The organism is Paenibacillus sp. 1001270B_150601_E10 (assembly GCF_015558675.1).
Taxonomy (GTDB): Bacteria; Bacillota; Bacilli; order Paenibacillales; family Paenibacillaceae; genus Paenibacillus_B.
Genome location: NZ_JADMOL010000005.1, coordinates 223,436 through 244,234, shown reverse-complemented (window position 1 = coordinate 244,234; position 20,799 = coordinate 223,436). Strand labels below are relative to the sequence as shown.

15 protein-coding genes are annotated in these 20,799 nt (G+C 44.8%); 13 read left to right on the top strand and 2 right to left on the bottom strand.

Going from position 1 to position 20,799, the window contains the following annotated elements; genetic code table 11:
• Both I2H74_RS14225 and I2H74_RS14220 read right to left on the bottom strand, forming a co-directional pair.
• A partial coding sequence (locus tag I2H74_RS14225; protein ID WP_229106672.1) for a sensor histidine kinase occupies nucleotides 1-1,081 on the bottom strand: 1,081 nt, incomplete at its 3' end.
• A 9-nt stretch (nucleotides 1,082-1,090) separates the two neighbouring features.
• Nucleotides 1,091-1,801 carry a response regulator transcription factor gene (locus I2H74_RS14220; protein ID WP_195574717.1) on the bottom strand — a complete coding sequence of 237 codons (711 nt, stop codon included), beginning with the start codon at nucleotides 1,799-1,801 and terminating at the stop codon, nucleotides 1,091-1,093.
• A gap of 286 nt (nucleotides 1,802-2,087) precedes the next feature.
• On the opposite strand from I2H74_RS14220, the gene I2H74_RS14215 reads away from it, so the two are divergent.
• The 13 genes from I2H74_RS14215 (at nucleotide 2,088) to I2H74_RS14155 (ending at nucleotide 20,675) form a co-directional block, all read left to right on the top strand.
• Nucleotides 2,088-2,840, top strand: coding sequence for an NERD domain-containing protein (locus I2H74_RS14215; protein ID WP_195574715.1), 753 nt, complete (start codon nucleotides 2,088-2,090; stop codon nucleotides 2,838-2,840).
• A 399-nt stretch (nucleotides 2,841-3,239) separates the two neighbouring features.
• Nucleotides 3,240-4,475 carry a metallophosphoesterase family protein gene (locus I2H74_RS14210; RefSeq protein ID WP_195574713.1) on the top strand — a complete coding sequence of 412 codons (1,236 nt, stop codon included), beginning with the start codon at nucleotides 3,240-3,242 and terminating at the stop codon, nucleotides 4,473-4,475.
• Between the two features lie 577 nt (nucleotides 4,476-5,052).
• On the top strand, nucleotides 5,053-6,297 hold the full coding sequence (locus I2H74_RS14205) for an ABC transporter substrate-binding protein (RefSeq protein WP_195574711.1): 1,245 nt from the start codon (nucleotides 5,053-5,055) through the stop codon (nucleotides 6,295-6,297).
• A gap of 216 nt (nucleotides 6,298-6,513) precedes the next feature.
• Nucleotides 6,514-7,455 (top strand): carbohydrate ABC transporter permease, encoded by a 942-nt coding sequence (locus I2H74_RS14200; RefSeq protein WP_195574710.1) that lies wholly within the window; start codon nucleotides 6,514-6,516, stop codon nucleotides 7,453-7,455.
• Nucleotides 7,452-8,273, top strand: a complete 822-nt coding sequence (locus I2H74_RS14195) for a carbohydrate ABC transporter permease (RefSeq protein ID WP_195574708.1) — start codon at nucleotides 7,452-7,454, stop codon at nucleotides 8,271-8,273. Before I2H74_RS14200 ends, I2H74_RS14195 begins: the two co-directional genes overlap by 4 nt.
• Before the next feature lie 36 nt (nucleotides 8,274-8,309).
• Nucleotides 8,310-11,408, top strand: a complete 3,099-nt coding sequence (locus I2H74_RS14190) for a glycoside hydrolase family 2 TIM barrel-domain containing protein (RefSeq protein ID WP_229106671.1) — start codon at nucleotides 8,310-8,312, stop codon at nucleotides 11,406-11,408.
• Between the two features lie 4 nt (nucleotides 11,409-11,412).
• Complete coding sequence (locus tag I2H74_RS14185) at nucleotides 11,413-13,122, top strand: amylo-alpha-1,6-glucosidase (RefSeq protein ID WP_229106670.1); 1,710 nt, start codon at nucleotides 11,413-11,415, stop codon at nucleotides 13,120-13,122.
• Between the two features lie 3 nt (nucleotides 13,123-13,125).
• Complete coding sequence (locus I2H74_RS14180) at nucleotides 13,126-14,013, top strand: DMT family transporter (protein ID WP_195574707.1); 888 nt, start codon at nucleotides 13,126-13,128, stop codon at nucleotides 14,011-14,013.
• Between the two features lie 133 nt (nucleotides 14,014-14,146).
• Entirely contained in the window at nucleotides 14,147-15,142 is a 996-nt protein-coding gene (locus I2H74_RS14175; RefSeq protein ID WP_195574705.1) for a LacI family DNA-binding transcriptional regulator, read from the top strand.
• A gap of 1,169 nt (nucleotides 15,143-16,311) precedes the next feature.
• On the top strand, nucleotides 16,312-17,574 hold the full coding sequence (locus I2H74_RS14170) for a hypothetical protein (protein ID WP_195574703.1): 1,263 nt from the start codon (nucleotides 16,312-16,314) through the stop codon (nucleotides 17,572-17,574).
• A 628-nt stretch (nucleotides 17,575-18,202) separates the two neighbouring features.
• Nucleotides 18,203-18,811, top strand: coding sequence for a YjgB family protein (locus tag I2H74_RS14165; RefSeq protein ID WP_195574702.1), 609 nt, complete (start codon nucleotides 18,203-18,205; stop codon nucleotides 18,809-18,811).
• A 276-nt stretch (nucleotides 18,812-19,087) separates the two neighbouring features.
• Entirely contained in the window at nucleotides 19,088-19,348 is a 261-nt protein-coding gene (locus I2H74_RS14160; protein ID WP_229106669.1) for a sigma-70 family RNA polymerase sigma factor, read from the top strand.
• Complete coding sequence (locus tag I2H74_RS14155; protein WP_195574698.1) at nucleotides 19,341-20,675, top strand: DUF4179 domain-containing protein; 1,335 nt, start codon at nucleotides 19,341-19,343, stop codon at nucleotides 20,673-20,675. The genes I2H74_RS14160 and I2H74_RS14155 overlap by 8 nt, the downstream gene beginning before the upstream one ends.
• Nucleotides 20,676-20,799 lie beyond the last annotated feature (124 nt).

Here is a 20,799-nt window from a genome sequence, read left to right as displayed (position 1 = left end):
ATCTGGATTGATCCGCTCGGTAGAAGCGGTCAAAGATAAATGGCAGATCCCGTTCGGGAATGGGATCGCCATAATTCAAAACTTGGATCACGATATGGTTGTCCTTTTCAAGGATGCGAATATCGACTCGCTTGCCAGCACTTCCATAACGGATAGCATTGGAGATGAGATTCTCATAGGCTCGAACCAACTTGTCTCCATCGGCTCGGATCATAACAGGATGATCTGGTGCATCGACGCGGCAGGACATGCCGGCACTTTCAAGATTCGGAACAAATTCCTCTGCAAGCTGTTGGAAGAAGTCCTTCATATCGAGCGGCCGTAGATCCAGCGGCATGCCGTTGTTAATACGGGTATATTCGAACAAATCGTCAATCAGCTTTTTAAGTGTGACGGACTTTTCATAGGCGATGCCGACATAATAACGGAGCTCCACTTCATCGACGTATCGGTCCTTCTCAATAAGCTCAAGAAATCCAAGAATTGAAGTCAATGGTGTGCGAAGGTCATGCGACACCCCGGTGATCAAGTCGTTCTTGGTCTTCTCTGCCGTGCGTTCTTCCTGAATGGAATGATGCAGCTGATCGCTCATCCGATTAATGCTCTCTGCAATGATGCCGAGGTCATGATCAGGCTTGACCGGGATATCGTAGTGGAAATGCCCCTTCGCTATTTCTCGGAGTCCATGGTTAATGTCCTTTAGATAGTCATTGAGCTCCTCGGCAACAAGATTCACATTGGCTGCGATCGCTCCAAGTTCATTAGGCGCTTGCACCAGTACGGGCTCATGATATTTGCCATTGGCCATAAGCTTAAGCGCATTGGCGATGTCTTTTGTATATTGGACGAGCGGACGGCTTAATAAAATGTAGAAAAAGAGATATAAAGCCATGCCAGATATGACCATGGTTGGCGTTGATCCAATGTTATTAATCACCCATATAAGCGGATCGTTGATGGAACGGAACTGCATAATGTAATTCGCAAGCAAATGGCCAAGCAGCAGGACGAGAGCCGTCAGCAAGATGCTAAGGATGTGTATAAGGAGGAATCTCCATCTTATCGAGTTGAACAGCTTCATGCCTGTATATCACAGCTCCTTTGACGATTTCATTTTGTACCCGATACCCCATACGGTCTTAATAAACCGAGGATTCTGCTTGTCCTTCTCGATCTTCTCACGAATCTTTCGGATATGAACCATGATCGTATTTTTCGAATCCATGAAGGGCTCGTTCCACACTTCCTGATAGATCTTGTCCATGCTGAGCACGATGCCTTGATTGACGGCAAGCATCTTCAGGATCGCGAATTCCCGAGGCGTAAGCTTAACTTCTTGGTCATCCACGGTAACCGTATGGGTCGCGGTGTTGATGACCAGCTCATCAATAACAATTTCGTGATCATTATTTTTCGTTTCCCGATGATTCAAATGCTTATATCTGCGAAGCTGGGACTTCACTCGTGCGACAAGCACCAGCGGATTAAAAGGCTTCGTGACATAATCGTCGGCTCCAATGCTTAGTCCGGCAATTTTATCGATGTCCTGACTTTTCGCCGAGAGCATGATGATCGGCGTGTTGTTCTGCTCACGAATTCGCATGCAGGCCTGGATGCCGTCCATCTCCGGCATCATAATATCGAGAATAATAAGATCAACCTCATGGTTCTCGAGAATGTGCAGGGCTTCTAGCCCATTTGAAGCTTTATAAAGGGCGTAACCCTCATTTTTTAAGTAGATCTCCATCAATTCAATGATTTCTTTCTCATCATCAACGAGTAGAATTGTTTCTCTGGACATGATTTTGCACCTCTATTTTTACCTCTATGGTTGCTACAACTATGCTGTAAATATACCATATCCTGCTTGCTAAAGGTTCTTTTCCGGTATCTGACAGTTTACCATGTGCTGCTTAAACTTTTCAGGCCGAAATCCTTAACATTCACTTAAGTTTTCAAAAATACGATGATAAAAGGCCAAAGATCAACTTTTCTTCCTTATTACCAACTATTTCATTGCAAGGGCTCGTGAGCAGCATTACTATAAATGTTAAAATATACAAAATATTATTTAATGCGTTTTTATCATGAAAGGAATTACAATAATGGTGTATATCCTGCTTGCGGTACTCATCGTTCTTACCCTTTTATTAAAATCCCCGAAAGTTATAGGAATGATGGGTGAAGCCTCGGTAAAGCAAAAGTTAGCTAAGCTTGACCCTAAGATCTATAAAGTGCTTCATGATGTAATGATCAAACAACCGGATGGAAAGACATCTCAGATCGATCACCTCGTGATATCTCCGTATGGTGTCTTTGTAATTGAGACAAAAAACTACAAAGGGTGGATTATAGGGAGCGAGCACTCACAGTATTGGACACAAGTGATATACAAGCGCAAAGAGAAGCTCTATAATCCCATAAGGCAAAATTACGGTCATATTAAAGCTTTAGAAGGTTACTTAGAAGATTCATCGGTCACTTTTATCTCCATCATCGTATTTGGAACAAGGGCAGAATTAAAACTGGAGAATATGAACACCGATGTTATCCGCTCTCCACAATTACTCTCTACCATCAGGAAATATCAAACGATTCGTCTTACTGACGAGAAAGTAGCAGATATGCATCAAAAATTAGCTACAGGGGTTGTCCATTCTCATAAAGAGCGTAAGCAACATGTGCGTGATATTAAAGAGAAGCTAGCTCAGGATCGAAAAATGGCTGACTCCGGAATGTGCCCTCGATGTAAAGGACAACTTGTTTTGCGAAAAGGGAAGAATGGGATGTTCAAAGGATGCAGCAACTACCCGAAATGCAGATATACAAGTAGTACTTAGAAGATATAAGCTACCTAAAGACAGTCGGCCATTATGGTCGACTTTTATATTGTCATCCAAAATTAACATACAATACCTTTTACCTGAGGTAGAATGATGGTGCAGTGTTCTTATTCATACACGAATGGATAAAAGGCAAGAGGAGGGATTTCTTAAATAGAGCAAAACTCCGCAGGTAGATGCAATTTTACCTTCGAACTCGCATTTAATAGATCTAAAATTGAACTTATTATTGTAAGCGTTTGCTAGGTGCGTAATACAGGATCAGGATCTGCTTCCAGCACGTAAAGCCTTGCAGGGAATAACGGTTGAAGGACGAGCATATAGGTATTCTCAAGTGATGAATGATGAAGTTGTGGTTTGGCACTCTTCATGTTATCGATAAAAGGAGGCACACGGATGGACTTTATTCCGCATGTAGACTTCACAGAACAGCCGAAGATGAGATTCCACGTTATTACAGATCTGCACATCACTAACGACAAGGAGCATACACACAATAAGAATCTAGTGGATGTGTTGAAAGATATAACGTCGATGAAGCCCGCAAGCGACGGGCTTATGATTGTTGGCGATGCGACAGACAACGGAAGAGAGGATCAGTATCAGGAGCTGCGCCGAATCTTCCATACCTACCAGCATGCACTGCCGGAAACGTGCTTCGTGCAGGGCAATCATGATGTCCGCTGGGGCGACTGGACGGAATTTTCAGAACTATTCATGAAGTATACCGGCATGAATGCTCATTACTATGATGCTTGGATCAAAGGCTACCATTTTATTTTCCTTGGGACAGAAAGAGGGCTTAAGGATTTCTCCTATCTTTCGAAAACGCAGCTCAAGTGGCTTGAAGAGAAGCTTTCGGAGGATATGTCCAGCGGAAAGCCCGTATTTTTGTTCCACCATCAGCCTCTGCGAAATACCGTATCCGGTGCCAATGAATCCTATCATGAAGCGAATAGCTGGTATGGCGTAAGACAGGATAAGGAGCTAAAGCTGCTGCTATCGAAGCATCCAAGGGCTATTTTATTTACCGGGCATACGCACTGGGAGATTGGGTCGAAGGATACGATGTACAATGCAAAATACGCGACGATGTTTAATGCAGGAGCGGCCTCTTATCTATGGACGGATCAAAATGAGCATAAAAGCGGAAGCCAGGGCTATGTCGTCGAAGTGTATGAGCATAAAGTGCTGGTAAAAGGTCGAGATTTTCTAAATGACGCTTGGATAGCCAATGCTCAGTACGAAGTCGATTTATCTGCAAGCGTCCCGGCTGTAGATCCTGCTATTGATCCGGATCTGACCATTAGCAACCCTACGATTCAGTTGGTGCAAGATACGTATGCAACAGGCGAACCGATTCAGGTTGCCTATACAAGCTCGGTAGGCGAAGATTGGATCGGCCTGTACCCAGAAGGGATGAATCTAGGGAAATCCGTCGAGGCTTTAGCTAAGCTTAAGCCAAATAACGTGCAGCAGCCGAACGGAACGCTTGTATTCAGCGGCCTGAAGCTTCCTCCTGGCAGATATGAAGCGGTGTATGTTGGAGAAGCGGAATATCGAACGGAAAATGATAATCTGGAGCTTGACAGAGTGGTATTTGAGATTGTGGAAAAACCAATTGGAAGTTGAACGAATACCATACTTGATAAGCTATCGGATAGGCTAAAATCAGGCTGGAATCACGATTATTATAAATAGATTCCTACCACACCATTTGATGAAAAGCCCTCTAGTAAAGAGGGCTTTTTCTTTTCTTTTACAGCGAGCAAATTTTCTGCTTTAAAAATTTTTTAGCGCTCGAAAATATGGAGTTTTACTACAAAGTTTTTAGTAAAATTATTTTATTTAACTAAATGGAGCAGACTTATTCCTTGTTTTACACCCTCTATTTATGATTGATATGGAGTTTTGTTGTTAAAATATTTATTCAACTTCAATATATTAGGTAATATTAGTGGATTATACTTAGTAAAATATATTGACTTTTTACTAAAACGATTTCTATAATAAAAATCAACCTCTTCCCATGCTGGAAGGGATCCATACCCCAAGAAAAGACGCCATCCATATCCCATCGCCAGCATGAATGCTTATAGACAGGAAGAGTATTGTTCGTCGTTACGTTTCTGTACTCAAGCTTATTCCATTCCAGAACGTAGAGTAATGTCTAGGATTACCAAACCAAAACGATTAAGGGGTGCTTTTCATGCGAGAGATGAAGGGTAAATCATGGTTCATTGTCCTTATCCTAACGACTTTATTTGTAACAGCATGCGGAGGAGGAGACACGGGAAGTTCATCGCAGGACGGTAAACAGGCTGGAAAGGCCACGCTTCGATTCGCTACTTGGGATTCCGAGGAGAACCTGACGCTGCAGCAGCAGCTTGTCGACAAGTTCAATGAAACCCATCCGGATATTGCCATCAGCTTGGAAGCATACGGAAGTGAGTACGATACGAAGATTGCTGCGGGAATGGGGGCGAATGATGCACCGGATGTCATGTACATGTGGAATTATCCGACCTATAAGGAAGCACTGGAGCCGCTAGACTCCTATTTGGAGAAAGAGGGCGCTGACTTCAAGAGCAATTACTACGAAACCCTTTGGAACTATAACTCGGCAGACGGCAAGGTATTAGGGCTCCCTGTTGGCTATACCACACATGTTGTGTATTACAACAAAGATCTATTTGACAAGGCTGGTGTGCCTTATCCAAAGAGCGGCTGGACATGGGATGATCTGCAGGCGACAGCCAAGAAGCTGAACAACCCTGACGAGAGCATCAGCGGCTTTGCATTCTCTGGAACGCCTGATCCGTATGATTTTGAAATGTTTCTATGGGGAAATGGAACCGCTTACGTCGGTGATAACGGGAGTCTGCAGGGTAACCTGAACAGTGACAAATCGATTGAAGTGCTTGCAATGTTCCAGAACATGCTGAAGGATGGCTATGCCATTACGACTGAGGGCTCGGGCTCTACTGAAATGAAATCCGGCAAAGTAGCGATGTTTACGAATGGCGCTTGGTCGATTGGTGGGCTTAAGGAAGCGGGGATTAATTTCGGGATTGTCGAGCTGCCAGCTTTTAAGAATGGAAGCGCTGTCAGTATTGTATCCTCTTCCGGCATCTCCATGTCGAAGAACTCGAAGAACAAGGAAGCTGCATGGGAGTTCATTAAGTTCTGGACGAGTGAAGAAGCAAATAAAGCGCGCCTTGATTACGAGCTGCCTGTACTGAAAAGCGTCGTAGAAAGCGAGAAACTGCAGGATGACGAGCTGAAGAAGGTGTTCTACAACATGCTGGAATTGAGCGAAGGCTACACGCCAGCCTCCTTCAAGGTAGAGAACTGGAGCGAGACAGCAGAGCGACTCTCCTTAGTATTTGAGCAGATTTTCAACCCGAGTACGTTGATGGATCCGAAGGCTGTGTTGGATGACGCTGCAGAGTAATAGGATTGCATCCATTGAGCGGGCTTCGGGATATATATAGCTGCACTAACAAGTTGATGAGCTAGACGTTGGGGTGCGTGTCACCCCTTTTCATTCCACCTTAACAACACCTTGCAGTGGCAGGGAGACAATCATTCGTACTCGTTCAATTTATAAAGTTGCATGATTGCACTCCAATCAGTCTACCTAAGATCAAGAGGAATCAGGAGGTTCCCTATGGAGCAAGCAGTAAAGCCGCATAAGCGCGTTCGCAGACTGGAGAAGTGGACCCCGTATTTATTTATATCGCCGTGGATTGTCGGAATATTGCTATTCACAATTGGGCCATTGATCTTTTCGCTAATTATGAGCTTCTTTGACTGGCCGGTAACATCAGCACCGAAGTTTATCGGGCTTGGAAACTACATCAAGATGTTTACTGATGATCCTCAGTTCTATAAATCATTGCTTATTACATTCAAGTTTGCAGTCTTCTATGTTCCACTAAGCTTGGTTACATCACTAGTTCTAGCGATGCTGATCACACAGCCCGTTAGAGGGGTCAAGGTCTTCCGGACGATCTTCTACCTGCCTGCTGTCGTATCCGGCGTTGCGGTATCAATCATCTGGGGTTGGATCTTCAACACCAAGTACGGGATTCTAAACTATGCGCTATCCTTGCTTGGCATTGAGGGTCCAAAGTGGCTCATTGATCCGAACAGCGCCATCATCACAATCGTCATTGCCAGCGCATGGGGCGTCGGCACGATGATGCTGATCTTCTACACGAATATCAAAAGCATTCCGCCGGATCTGTATGAATCGGCAGCGATTGATGGAGCGGGACCTATTCGCCAGTTTACGAACATCACGCTTCCGCTTATTACACCGACCGTATTTTTCAACCTGATTACATCTACGATCTCGGCTCTCCAGCAGCTCACGCTGGTCTTGCTGCTAACCAATGGCGGACCGTTAAAATCAACGTATTTTTACGGACTGTTCGTGTACAACAATGCCTTTAAGCACCACAAGCTAGGGTATGCCAGCGCTAATGCCTGGTTCATGTTCATCATTATTCTGCTGCTTACAGCGCTGATCTTTAAGTCTTCGAATGCTTGGGTGTTCTATGAGAATGAAGTGAAGAAGGATCGGAAAAAAGGAGGCAAGAAGAGATGAAAATGTCCGGCTTTCATAAAGTCATCGTGTATATTCTGTTGATCGGATTCTCGGTATACTTCCTGTTTCCTTTTCTATGGATCGTACTGACCGCTCTCAAGACAGAAGCTGAGGTGCACCAATATCCAATCACCTTCTTCCCGAGCGCGCTGCGGTTTGAGAACTTCGTTCAGGCGTGGAAAGCGCAGCCCTTTGGCCTGTACCTCATGAACTCCGTAACGATCACGGTGTTAACAACGATTGGCCAGATTATTTCCTGTTCCCTGATCGCTTATGGATTTGCCCGCTATGATTTCAAATTCAAAAATGGGCTGTTCATTCTGCTTCTAGCTACGATGATGATTCCTTGGGACGTAACGATGATCCCTTTGTATATGCAGTTCAACCTGTTCGGATGGATTAACACGCTGAAGCCGCTCATCGTTCCAGCCTTCTTCGGATCGGCCTACTACGTCTTCCTTCTCCGGCAGTTCCTCATGAATGTGCCGAAGGACCTGGAGCATGCCGCGAGAATCGATGGAGCGAACGACTTCCAAATCTATTCGAGAATATTCGTGCCGATCATGAAGGCGCCGCTGACCCTGATTGCTGTGCTCAATATGCTGTCTGTCTGGAACGACTATCTCGGCCCGCTCATTTTCTTGCAGGATCGCATGAAATACACGCTGGCGCTGGGGCTTGCTTCGTTCAAGGGCGTCCATGAGCTGCAAATTCTTCCGATCATGGCGATAACGATTCTGATGATCATTCCGCCAGTGATTGCATTCTTATATGCTCAAAAATATATCGTTGAAGGCATCAGCGGTGCTGTTAAATAATCAAATAACTTCTTAGAGTGGAGTGGGGAGGAACTAATGATGAAGACAATGACAAGGAACTATAAGCGCTGGGAAAATATCCACTTGCCTCATATCAATCGTAAAGATGCAGTGGCAAGCTTTCATCGATATCGCACGAAAGAAGAAGCTCGTGCTATGGATAAGAAAAATAGTGCTGGCTATCGAAGCTTGGATGGCACATGGCAGTTTCTATATGTAGAAGCGCCGGAGATGTCGCCATCCGGCTTCTATCATAAAGACTTTTATGCAAACGGATGGGATGAGATTCATGTTCCATCCTGCTGGCAGCTAAAGGGCTACGGGAAGATGAGTTATACGGATCTCTATTACTTGTTTCCCATCAACCCACCTTATGTTCCGACGGATAATCCAACCGGCATCTACCGCCGCACGTTTCAGCTGGAGGAGATGGCCCCAGGTCAGAGAACGATCGTCAAGTTCAATGGCGTCGACAGCGCCTTCGACCTGTGGATCAATGGGGAGCATGTCGGCTACAGCAAGGTAAGCCGTCTGCCATCCGAATTCGATATTACGGCTTATGTGAGAGCTGGCGTCAATCAGGTGACGGTTCGTGTCTACCAATGGTCGGACGGCACTTATCTTGAGGATCAGGATATGTGGTGGATGAGCGGCATCTTCCGCAGCGTGGAGCTGTATCACATCACCGAAACCGCAATCGAGGATTGTTACTTTGTTACCACGTTCGATGACCAATATCAGAACAGCGAGCTTAAGGTCCACGTCAAGCTTCGCAATCACAGCAGCACAAACAAAGAGGTTAAGGTGGCTTGTGAGCTGCTTGATGATCAGGGCAGCCTTATCCATCAATTCCAGCAAGCCATTCAGGTAGCAGCCCAATCGGATTCCTGCAGCGAGCTGCAGCAGCTAGTGCAATCACCAAACCACTGGACGGCGGAAACGCCAAACCTATATCAGCTGCTCGTGACCTTATATGAAGGCGATCAGATCCTTGAGGTGATACCGCTTCGTGTTGGTTTCCGAGAGATCAAGATCATAGATGGCTGCATTGCAATTAACGGAAAGCCTATTCTGCTGAACGGCGTGAACCGTCATGATCATGACCCGGTAGAAGGACGCACAGTCAACGAGGAAAGCATGCGCAAGGACATTGTACTGATGAAACTGCACAATATTAATGCGGTTCGCACCTCCCACTATCCGAATCAGGAGATCTTTTATGACCTATGCGACGAGTACGGCCTGTATGTGATTGATGAAGCAGACCTCGAGTGCCATGGCTTTGAATTAACCGGTAATTATGACTGGCTTGCGGATAATCAGCTGTGGGAGTCCTCCTTTGTCGACCGCGCAGAGCGCATGGTGATTCGAGATCGCAATCATCCTTCTATTATTATGTGGTCTCTAGGCAACGAGTCCAGCTTCGGCAGCAACTTTGTTGCGATGTACGAAGCGTGCAAGCGGCTTGATGCTACTCGACTCGTTCATTATGAAGGTGACCCGAAGGGCGTGGCTGGCGACGTATATTCCACCATGTATACTAGGCTTGAGGCGTTAAAGGAGCTTGGAAGGAATGACGAAGGCAAGAAGCCGCATGTTCTATGTGAGTACGGACATGCAATGGGCAACGGGCCTGGCGGCTTGAAGGAGTATCAGGAGGTATTTCGTCAGTACAAGCGCCTGCAAGGGGGCTTCATCTGGGAGTGGTGTGATCACGGCATTTTGGAAAAGGATGAAGCAGGCCATGAATATTACGCTTATGGCGGAGATTACGGAGATGAGCCAACGAACGGCAACTTCTGTATCGATGGTTTGGTCTATCCTGATCGCACCCCGTCACCTGCGCTGTTGGAATACAAGAAGGTGATTGAGCCTGTTAAGACGCAGGCCGTTGATTTGTGGAACGGTCGGATCCTGATCGAGAATGCCTATAATCATATCGACCTCTCTCATTTAAACATGGATTGGAAGATTGTCTATGACGATCAAGTACTGATGCAAGCCGATGAGGAGATCGGGTTCATCCAGCCGGGGGAGATGAAGGAGATCCGACTCGCTTATAACCTGGATGAGGTGCTCCCTAATACAGACTACTATTTAACGATTGAGTACTCTTTGAAGAAGCCCGCATCTTATGCGGAACAGGGGCATGTCGTTGCCAATACGCAGTTCAAGCTTCCGCAATATCAAGAGGCTGCAGTGGTACGGGCCCCGTCTGGGACGATCAGCATTACGCGTGATGCTGTATTCACGACCATTTCCAATGATCGATTTGAAGTCGTGTTCCACCATGTATACGGCTATCTGCACAGCTATCGCAGCGGAAGTGCGGCATTGATCGAGCGAGGCCCAAGGATGACGATGTGGCGAGCGCCAATTGACAATGACATGTACAAGGTGGAGGATTGGAAGAAAAAATATTTTCTTCATCTATCGAGCGAGCAGTTGGCAAGCTTTGAGGCCGAGCATCGAGGCGTCTATGCGGAAGTCAACATTAAGACGTACTTCAGTGCGCTGAACCAAGGCTTTGGCTTTGATATGGCCTATCGGTATATCATTCATGCGGATGGCACCGTTCAGCTTCAACTGTCAGGGACACCAATCATTCGCTGTAAGGAAGTACCGGCTTTGCTGCCGCGGCTTGGCATCGAACTGTTTGCGGACAAGGGACTGGATCAGGTGACCTGGTACGGAAGAGGCTTTGGCGAAAATTATATCGACAGCAGGGAGTCGGCCTTTATGGGCATCTATCGCGCAAGCGTTGAGGAGCTGCATACCCCGTACGTGTATCCACAGGAAAATGGCAATCGTACCGACGTAAAATGGTTTAGCGTCGCGAATCAGGAGAAGTCGCTCCTGTTCAAGTCCAAGCACTCCTGTGAGCTAACGGTGCATGATTACACCACAGAAGCGTTGGAGCGGGCGAAGCACCGCCACGAGATCGATAAGTCGCCTTACCAAGTCATTCATATCGACTATATGCAGACAGGGCTTGGCAGCAACAGCTGCGGTCAAGAGCAGCTGCCTCCATATAAGCTTGGGCTTCAGCCATTTGGGATCGATATCGAGTGGTCCGTCGTTCAAGCAGGCAGCGAGATTCAAGAAAGCAAGAAGCAATTTGTACACGAGGGGTGAGGGAATGACTTCGGCTTTAGCATGGGATCTAACAGGTGTGCCCTTCAGTCGGTACGGCTCATACTTTGCTTTTTCAATAGATCGGAACAATCAGCAGCTGCTCCTGCGCGATGTACATGGCGGCGATGAGGCACCAAGCACTTTATTCGTGATAGAGCTGTTAAAGGGCGGTCAAACCGTTAACTATGACCTTGCTGTGACAGAGACACGGCTTCGCATCGTTCATCAGCACCATCCATCTGAATTTGCAGAGCTGTGCATCAGCGATGAGGATATCGTTCGGTGTAAGATCAATGGGGTGTCGCTAAGGCTAACTGCGGTCAAAACGCGATATGACAGCCTGATGCCATATGGACCTAAGCAATGGGAATATCATGTGTATTCAAAAGAAATCAAGCTGATGATTAGCCTCCTCCACGGGGAGGCGAACATCCTAGCGCCGTGGAAGATGGTTGGCAACGAGACGATCGAGCTGACGTTCAACACGAATGAAGCGGAATGCGAGTTTGCAATAGAGAGCTACAAGACCGTATGGCCGAAAAAAGAGTATGACGAGTACGAGCAGGCCTGTGCGCGCGTGGATCGTCATTATGAGCAGTGGCTTGGGCAGATGCCGGAGGTTAAAGTGCGTTATGAGCCATCACGCCGGCTTGCCGCCTACATCACCTGGTCCTGCGTCGTGCATCCAGAAGGGCAATTAACCGACTATGCCATGTACATGTCGAAGAACTGGATGTTCAACATTTGGAGCTGGGACAACTGCTTTAATGCCATGATGCTGAGCAGCAAAGACCCCGAGCTGGCCATGGCTCAACTGGATATCTTTATGGAGCATCAGGATGATAGTGGAATCTATGCGGACTTTATTAACGATAAATTCGTCTCCTTCAATTGCTGCAAGCCGCCAATCCATGCATGGGCCTTTGCCAACATGAGAAAGAGCCATGCGTTCTTTAACGACAAGGCGGTCGTTGCTCGCGTATATGACAGCTTGGCGAGAGCTACGAATTACTGGCTCCGCTACCGCCGGACGGATGACTTGAAGCTGCCGGTCTATCATCATGGCAATGATTCCGGCTGGGATAATGCCTCGATCTTTCATGATGGGATTCCTGTTGAAGCGCCGGATCTCGCTGCCCATTTAATTCGTCAAATGGATATCTTGAGCAGCATGGCGGAAGAATTGCAGCTTGAGGCAGAGGCTTTGGCGTGGAAAAATCGAGCGAATGAACTGTTCGAGCTGCTTATGGAACGGTTATATATGAATGGAAGCTTCGTCGCGAGATACGCGCCAGAGGATCGTATTATCGAGCATCAGGACAGCTTAATCTTGAAGCTGCCGCTTGTGATTGCTTACCGCCTGCCGCGAGAGATCGCGGATCAGCTGGTTCAGCATCTTGTTGAGCGCTTCGAGTCGAATTATGGGCTGTGCACGGAGAGTCATGCGAGCTCGTTGTACAAGGAGAATGGGTACTGGCTTGGACCAATCTGGGCGCCTGTCACCTATTTGTTCATTGATGCTCTACAAAATAATGGATATAATGAATTTGCAACTCGACTTGCTTCCAAATTTATGGAATTAACGCTTGTCGGCGGCATGGCAGAGAACTTCGATCCGATTAGCGGAAAAGGCTTGGTTGATCCTGCTTTTACCTGGACCTCCAGCGTCTTTCTCTTATTGGCTGAGCAGTTCTCGAAGCAAGCGGAGGATTGATGGATGAAGAGATATATAGGTGAGATCGGCTTGCTGCTTGTTGCGGTTATATGGGGAACGGGATTTGTCGCAGGAGCGGTGTCGTTGGAGACGCTGACGCCGTATCAGGTGATGGCCATTCGCTTTATCATTGCGGCCTGCATCATGTCCGTGCTGTTTATGAAGCACTTTCGGGCACTGAATCGATCGGCTGTAGGCGCGGGGATCGTGCTGGGTGTCTTTCTATTCTTGGCCTTTATGCTTCAGACCGTGGGGCTGCAGTATACAACCCCTTCAAAGAACGCCTTCTTAACGGCCGTCAATGTCGTGATCGTGCCCTTTATCGGGTACGTCCTATACCGGAGAAGGCTCGAAAAGTATGGATTGATCGGTGCGTTCTTAGCGATTATTGGGGTTGGTATCCTCTCTGTAGAGATGAAGCTTAGCCTTAATATTGGAGATGGTTTGACGCTCTTATGTGCGGTCTGCTTCGCCTTTCATATCTTTTTTACGTGCGAGTATGTTAAGAAGCATCCGCCGATTGGGCTAACCATTGTTCAAATGATTACGGCTTCGGTGCTGTCCTTGCTTATCGTTCTGTTTAAGGGAGAGGCGCTTCATGTTAACCTAGACATCACAGGGCTTCTTGCAGCAACGTACCTGGGGGTATTTAGTACAACGTTGGCTTTCCTGCTGCAGACCATTGCACAGAAATATACGACGGAGACGAAGGCCGCCATTATTTTATCCACGGAAGCCTTGTTTGGAACGTTATTCTCGGTTCTCATTCTGCATGAGGTGCTCACAACGCGCATGGTGATCGGCAGCGTATTGATCCTGATGGCGATTATTACAGCAGAGACCAAGCTGAATTTTTTACCAAGTAAAAAAGAAACGGTTTCCCACCGTTAGTTGGATATCTTGTAATGATGTTCTACAGGTGGGATGATCTTTCGATTTTGCAATATGAAGCCTCTAATTGCGGTCGTCCCACAGTGGACCCAGATAGAGGCATTTTCACAAAACCAGAAGAATAGGCGGTATTATGGCGACTATTAAAGACATTGCCGATATAGCCAATGTTTCCATTGCTACGGTGTCCAGAGTATTGAATTACGACGAGACGCTGAACGTGACTGATGAGACGAGACAACGCGTGTTCGAAGCGGCCGAGCAGCTGTCTTATCAGATCTCCAGCAAAAAAAGAAAAAAGCGCAAGTTCAAGATTGGGCTGTATTATTCGTATTCGCTCGAAGAGGAGCTGAATGATACGTATTATCTCTCGATTCGGGTGGCGCTTGAGAAGAAGCTTGAAGCCGAAGGGCTGAAGGTGCACCGCATCCGAAGCGGCGACCAGCCTGAGCAGCTGCGGTCGATCGACGGGATTATCTGTCTCGGCTTCTTTGTGCAGGAGGATATTGAGCGGATTCAAAGCTTCCAGAAGCCCGTTGTCTTTGTCGACTCGTCTCCTAACGAGGACCTGTTCGATTCCGTGGTGATCGACTTTCATAAGGCAACGAAGAAGGTACTGGATTATTTGCTGGAGCTTGGCCATACGAAGATTGGCTTTATTGGCGGCGTGGATACGGACAAATACGGCAATCATTATTATGATTTACGACAAGAGGTATTTGAGCAATATTTGAAGAGCAAGCAGCTGTATTGCGAAGATTACATTAAGATAGGCGGTTATAATCCAAAGGACGGCTATGTGCTCTTGAAGCAGCTGCTTGAGCTTGAGGAGAAGCCAACAGCTGTGTTTGTGGCCAACGATACGATTGCAGTCGGGCTGTACAAAGCCTGCTCCGAACTTGGCTACCGCATTCCAGAGGACCTCAGCATTGTCGGCTTTAATGATATTTCAGCTGCACAATTCATGGTGCCTCCTTTAACGACCATTCGATTGAACACGGATTTCATGGGGGAAACAGCCGTGTCCTTAATGCAGGATCGCTTGATGAATGACAGGGAGATCTGCTTGAGAGTGACGATACCGACGAAGCTGATTGTTCGAGAAAGTGCAATTGCGATTCCAAGATGATAAGAAGGATAGTAGACGATTTTTCGTTTGCTGTCCTTTTTTATTGTGGACAGGGATGATTACATCTGATAGTTGAATCGGAACCCTTTCCATTAAGGCAATACAGCGTCTTCAACTGAACTGTACCTTCATGAAGAAATCAGCAGGTGCTTTTTTTGCAGGAGGCAATAACCTTTTAGCAATCAATATGCAACCTTTTCCATGAAAGTTATGTTTATATGTATATGAACAAGAAAGTCGCGAATGGGCTTCTTTTTAGATTGTTATATGAAGCACTACCCTAACCGGAAATAAAATGGTTTATGGACTAACTTATGCATAATGAAGACACTATAACCCCCATTTGTACAGAACCCACGATGAACTGCATCCATCTTAACAAAATCGACTGCGGCAGCCAACTAGAATTCCTCCACGAGCAGAGAAAAAGTACTCTTGCCATTGCTTAGGAACTGGGGAGGTTCATGAACAAATAGACATGAACTTCTGCGTCATGAACAAACCCCGAGCGCTCATGAGAGTTTCAATCTGGGTCGTAGGGCTTTCGTCTCTGCTGGTAAATGGACTTCTGTAAGCAGGTCGTAACCATTGAAAAAAAGCTCTAGGCTATTTTATCTCCCCTAGCAAATCGTATAATTGTTATGACTGGAAGGAACCTTGAGTTGCTAGCTTGATGAACGTAAGACCTGTCTCATCTATACATCGCGACTTGCTAAGCCGCATGGTGTTATCTATGGAGGTACCTTTGATCTATGAGATATTTTCAAAAGAGACGGATGTTGCTCACATTACTTGTGAGTGCATGAAACAGGTTCTCCAATTTATCACAGACTACGGAAACGATTGATGTACAAACCAGTTACTAACTATATAAATAATAGAGAAAAATCTAAGCACTACACATTTATTTAAAAAAATGGTATTTTAGGAATATACTATAATTAACTGTTATGTGATATATAAATATATGGAAATTGTATGACTCCTGATTATTTTATCATATGAATGGAAGTGACACTCAAATCTAACCCCATAATTATTTTCTACAAAACATTTCTACTCCCGAACAAATATCATTTTTGATTGGTTTATGGAAAATTAAGTAACTTTTTAACGATGTTAAATAGGATAATTCCTATTTGCATATAAACTAATTTGGAGGTAACGTAATGAAGAAAAAATTACTTATTTTCGCTTTAATTACTGCATTTGTTTCAATTCCTTTTTCATTCACTTCATCAACTGTAAATGCAGAAAAAAATGACCTTTCTGGAGAAAAAATGATTGAAATTCGAAAAAAAAATAATTTGGAATATTCGAGAGAAACCATCAATTTATTACTGAAAGAGGAGATTGATTCTGTACACGAAAAATTTTATGGAATTCCTTTGTTACCTGAAGAGGAGGCAAGAATTGTGAAGCGAAATGAGCTTCAAACCTTGGCAGAAGAATTGTCACAATCCCTTGCTAAAGTGTCGGGATTTGCAGGATTAGAAGTACAGGAAGATAAGATCGTGGTTAGAATGGCATCGGATTTTAATGTTGTTGCTGATGCTAGACTTACAGCTGCAAAAAATGATCTTGTAATTGAAAAAGTAATGTATTCTATAGAAGAACTTGAAAACATTCACAAAAAACTCGATCAAGAAATTGATGGAGCGATGATGTTTGTTGATCAAGTTAAAAATAAATTAACTGTTTACACTCCAAATAAAGAAAGTGTTGCACAATATCTAACTGAAGAAGAACTTAAAAAAGTTGACATCATAGAGTCGGAAATTAAAGTGGAAGATCAGGCATATGGGATTGGAAGACATATAGTGAACTACGCAACTTCAAGGCCGTGCTCTGTAGGGATTTATGGATATGCTTCCAATGGAGATTCAGTAGCAGTTACAGCAGGACATTGTGTAAATAGTGGTACAACTCCTGCATTTTATAAAATTGATTCAAATGGTAATATCAGCACTAAAATAGGTAATTTTGTAAAAGGCACGACTAATAATACAAATGCTGACGCAGGTTATATTAAACTGGATAATGCAAGTGACATTTCGACATCAATCGGTTCAACACCAATCACACAAGCTTCAGGATCACATCTGACTAATACGTCTGTTGGTACATTGTCTCAAAATACATTATGGTCAACTAATGGAACTATTGTGTCTTCTAGCGCATCTGTCCCAAATGGTAGTGGAACATTAACCGATGCTGTACTTACAAATAATACAAATACAGTTGGTGGGGATAGTGGTTCAATAGTATTTACTAGCTTCTTTAATAGTGTGAAAAATAGATATGAGTATAAGATATACGGTATTCATAAAGGGATAGCAACAACAGGTGATGGGAAACAGTACCAAATTTACTCGAAAATTTCTAATGTAAAGACTGCATTGAACCTATCAGGCTTTGCTCTAGGAAACTAGTAAAAAGTATGGAGGGGTTCCAAAAGTCAAATTATTAGAAATATGCATGTAAAGTAGCATGGACTAACTTTTTGCAGCAACTTACACAGGTCGAAGTGGGATTAAGTACTCATAAAATCATTATTAATTTGCATACGCATTGTATGTATGAACTATCCCGTTTTATAAGGCTTGCTCAGAGCTTGGCATTCCCGAGAATATTAGCATTATTGGTTTCAACGATATTTCCGTTAATCAGTTTAAGTGAGCCAACGCTGAAGACGACTCAATTGAATACAGAGTTCATAGGTGGAGATCGCTGAGTCTTTACTTCAGGAGCGCCCGATGAGCGAGAGAGATCAGCTTGAAGGTCACGATTCCGATGCAGCTGATTATTCGCAAGAGTGCAGTAGCTACTCAATAATAGGAAGGATAGGGGACGATATATCGTTCTCTATCCTTTTTACATTTTGACAGGGTACCCTTTAATAGTTGAATCGAATCGTAACCCCTTTTATTCAGCAGGTGACTTTGCATTTTTGTAGAGGGTACTAATCTTTTTAGAAAACAAATATGTAACCTTTTGCATAAAGATTGCGTCTATACTGTACGTGAACAAGGAAAAGGGAAGATAAGGAGTGATTGACGGATGAGACGCACGAGAACCTCTTTCTATAAAAAAGTGGCGGGTGTTGTACTATCGGGAGCAGTCGTCTTTGGTGCATATGGAATAGCGGGCATTGCAACGCCAGCAGCTAACGCTGCTCAGAGCACTGCTGCAAAATTAACTTCTGAACAGCAGAAAATGGCGCTTGATACGTTGATGTCGTTCTATAAACCAGCTTTAGAAGGACACTTTCCAACGGATAGCGCAGTTGGATCATTTGTCGTTGGCAAAACAACGCGTGATGAAGTATTGAAGGCAATCGGAAAGGCAGAGCAGCCGAGAGCGACTGCATCGGGCTTTGACGTGTATCACGCTGAGATGGGGCACCCTGGATACGCTCTTGCTTATAATGATAAAAATATTTTGCAGGAGATTCGCTACTTCGGGACCAACGTGGAGCGCGAGACCAACATCGGCGGCATGACGATGAGCATGCTGAAGCAGCACTGGTTTGCACCATCATCAACAAATGCCATCAGCAATACGAAGCAGATCAAATGGACGTATATCCGTGGAGATTATAAACTGGAGTTTATTTTTAACAGCACGGCGAATTTGGACCATATCAATTTGAAGCGCCATTCTAAATAAACTCGATGCTTTACTCTCGCTCTTACATTAAAAGAAAGTCGATCTCTTTCATGCCATATCATATTCGCGTCATAAAGTGTGAATGATGTTAAAAGGAAGAGACGAAAATAGGGTCGGCATATCTTGTGCCGGCAGTCTGAAGGCTACGAACTCACACAGCGCAGAATCTGTAGGGGGAGTGGCCTTTTTGTTATGCATGTTAAAAAATAAGTTAGGGTGTAAGAAAATACAAGGCAATGGTGTCTAATGACCATAAGGGGTGAGGTTATTGGAAATATGAATCGTTCATGGGGAACTGTACCGAATGAGAGCGAACTTAAACGTATGATCGAACAATACAGTGATTCCTTGCTGGTCATGATCATGTCGCTGCCATCCAAGTATAGAGAGGTCATCCTGTTATATTACTATCAGGAGCTTAAGATTCGAGAGATTGCAGTCGTGCTGCAGCTTAAAGAATCGACCGTATCTGTTCGATTGAAGCGGGCCAGAGAGAAGCTTAGAATCCAGTGGGAAGGAGTGGACGAGGATGAATGACGGCAGCTTGAAGCAAATCATCGATACGAGGCTATCAGCCGTGAAGATGAATGTTAATCCTGAAGATATACCTTATACAACCTATAACAGGAAAAATACGAATCGCATGGTCAAAAAGCCAGTCGTTCTGGCTCTATCCATCGGCATTAGCTTAATCGTCGTGGTACCGGTCGTGGCTGCTCAGATTCCTGCTTTTCAACAGGTTGTGGAGCTTGTAGGGAATCAGATAGGCCTCAATCTCAGGCCGATCCAGCAAGTGTCCATGGATCAGGGAATCAAGATGGAAGTGGTCGCAGCGATGAATGATGATGAGACCGCTATTGTATATCTAACCTTGCAGGATACCGTTCAGGATCGTATCGATAATACGGTTGATCTCTATGACTATTCGGTTCAAGGAGCTAAGATGTTTACCCATAAGCTTGTCGAGTATGATGCTGTGGCAAAGAAAGCTACTATTCAGTTACTCGCTCACGGAGCAAAGGACTTAAACGGGAAAAAGGTGACGTTGAGGTTGTCTTCCTTTTTGAGCGGCAAGCCAGATATGGATCACGTTAATCTAGGAATTAATCTGGAACAGGAAGCAGCAAAACAGCCTTTAACCATGGAGCTTGATCTGAATCATATTCCCGGCGCTGGAGGTCTGCTTCTTCAGGATTGGAGGGAGAAAGAAGTTTCAGAGATTCAAGTTCTCCAAGCAGATCATATGAATCGTTCTGTACCCGGTGTGGACATGGTTCAAGTTGCCAATATCGGTTTTGTCAATGGCAGGCTACATGTGAAGACCAAATGGAAAGAAAGCATCGATGACAACGGGGATCTCTATCTTCTCTCTGAACGGGGAGAACGAATTGGTTCAAGCAGCGTGACATACGGGGTAGACGAGCAGGGTCATACCATGTACGGACATGATTATATTGAGTATATTTTTGATATCGGGCCAACGAACATCTCCAAGTATCAGTTGTACGGGTATTTTGTTAAAAATCATCATTATACCGAAGGGAATTGGACGGCGATGTTTGAAATGAAAGCTGTCGATTCATCGAGTGTGGTATTGGAGAACATTGACCTTGGGACTGAACGACTTGATCAGATTGAGATTCAGCCGCTTGGCATTACAATTGTCAGCCGACATCAGGCGGCAGACAAACTTGATGTTCAACTCAGGATGAAAGACGGGACGGTACAGAAGTATAGTCATGATTTGACTTTAACGAAGGATGGAGAAGAATCAATCAAGTACTTATCTGATTTTCCTATACAGATTGAGAATATCGCAGAGCTCCGAATCAATGATACGAATATTCCGATTAAGACCCAATAAGAGACAATTTGATAGTTTCATCGAAAAACCACCGACATAAGGTGGTTTTTTCCTATGCTTACATCAATATAAGCGAGACATAGGTATATCGATGGATTGACAAAGATAGGCTTCACGGAATCGA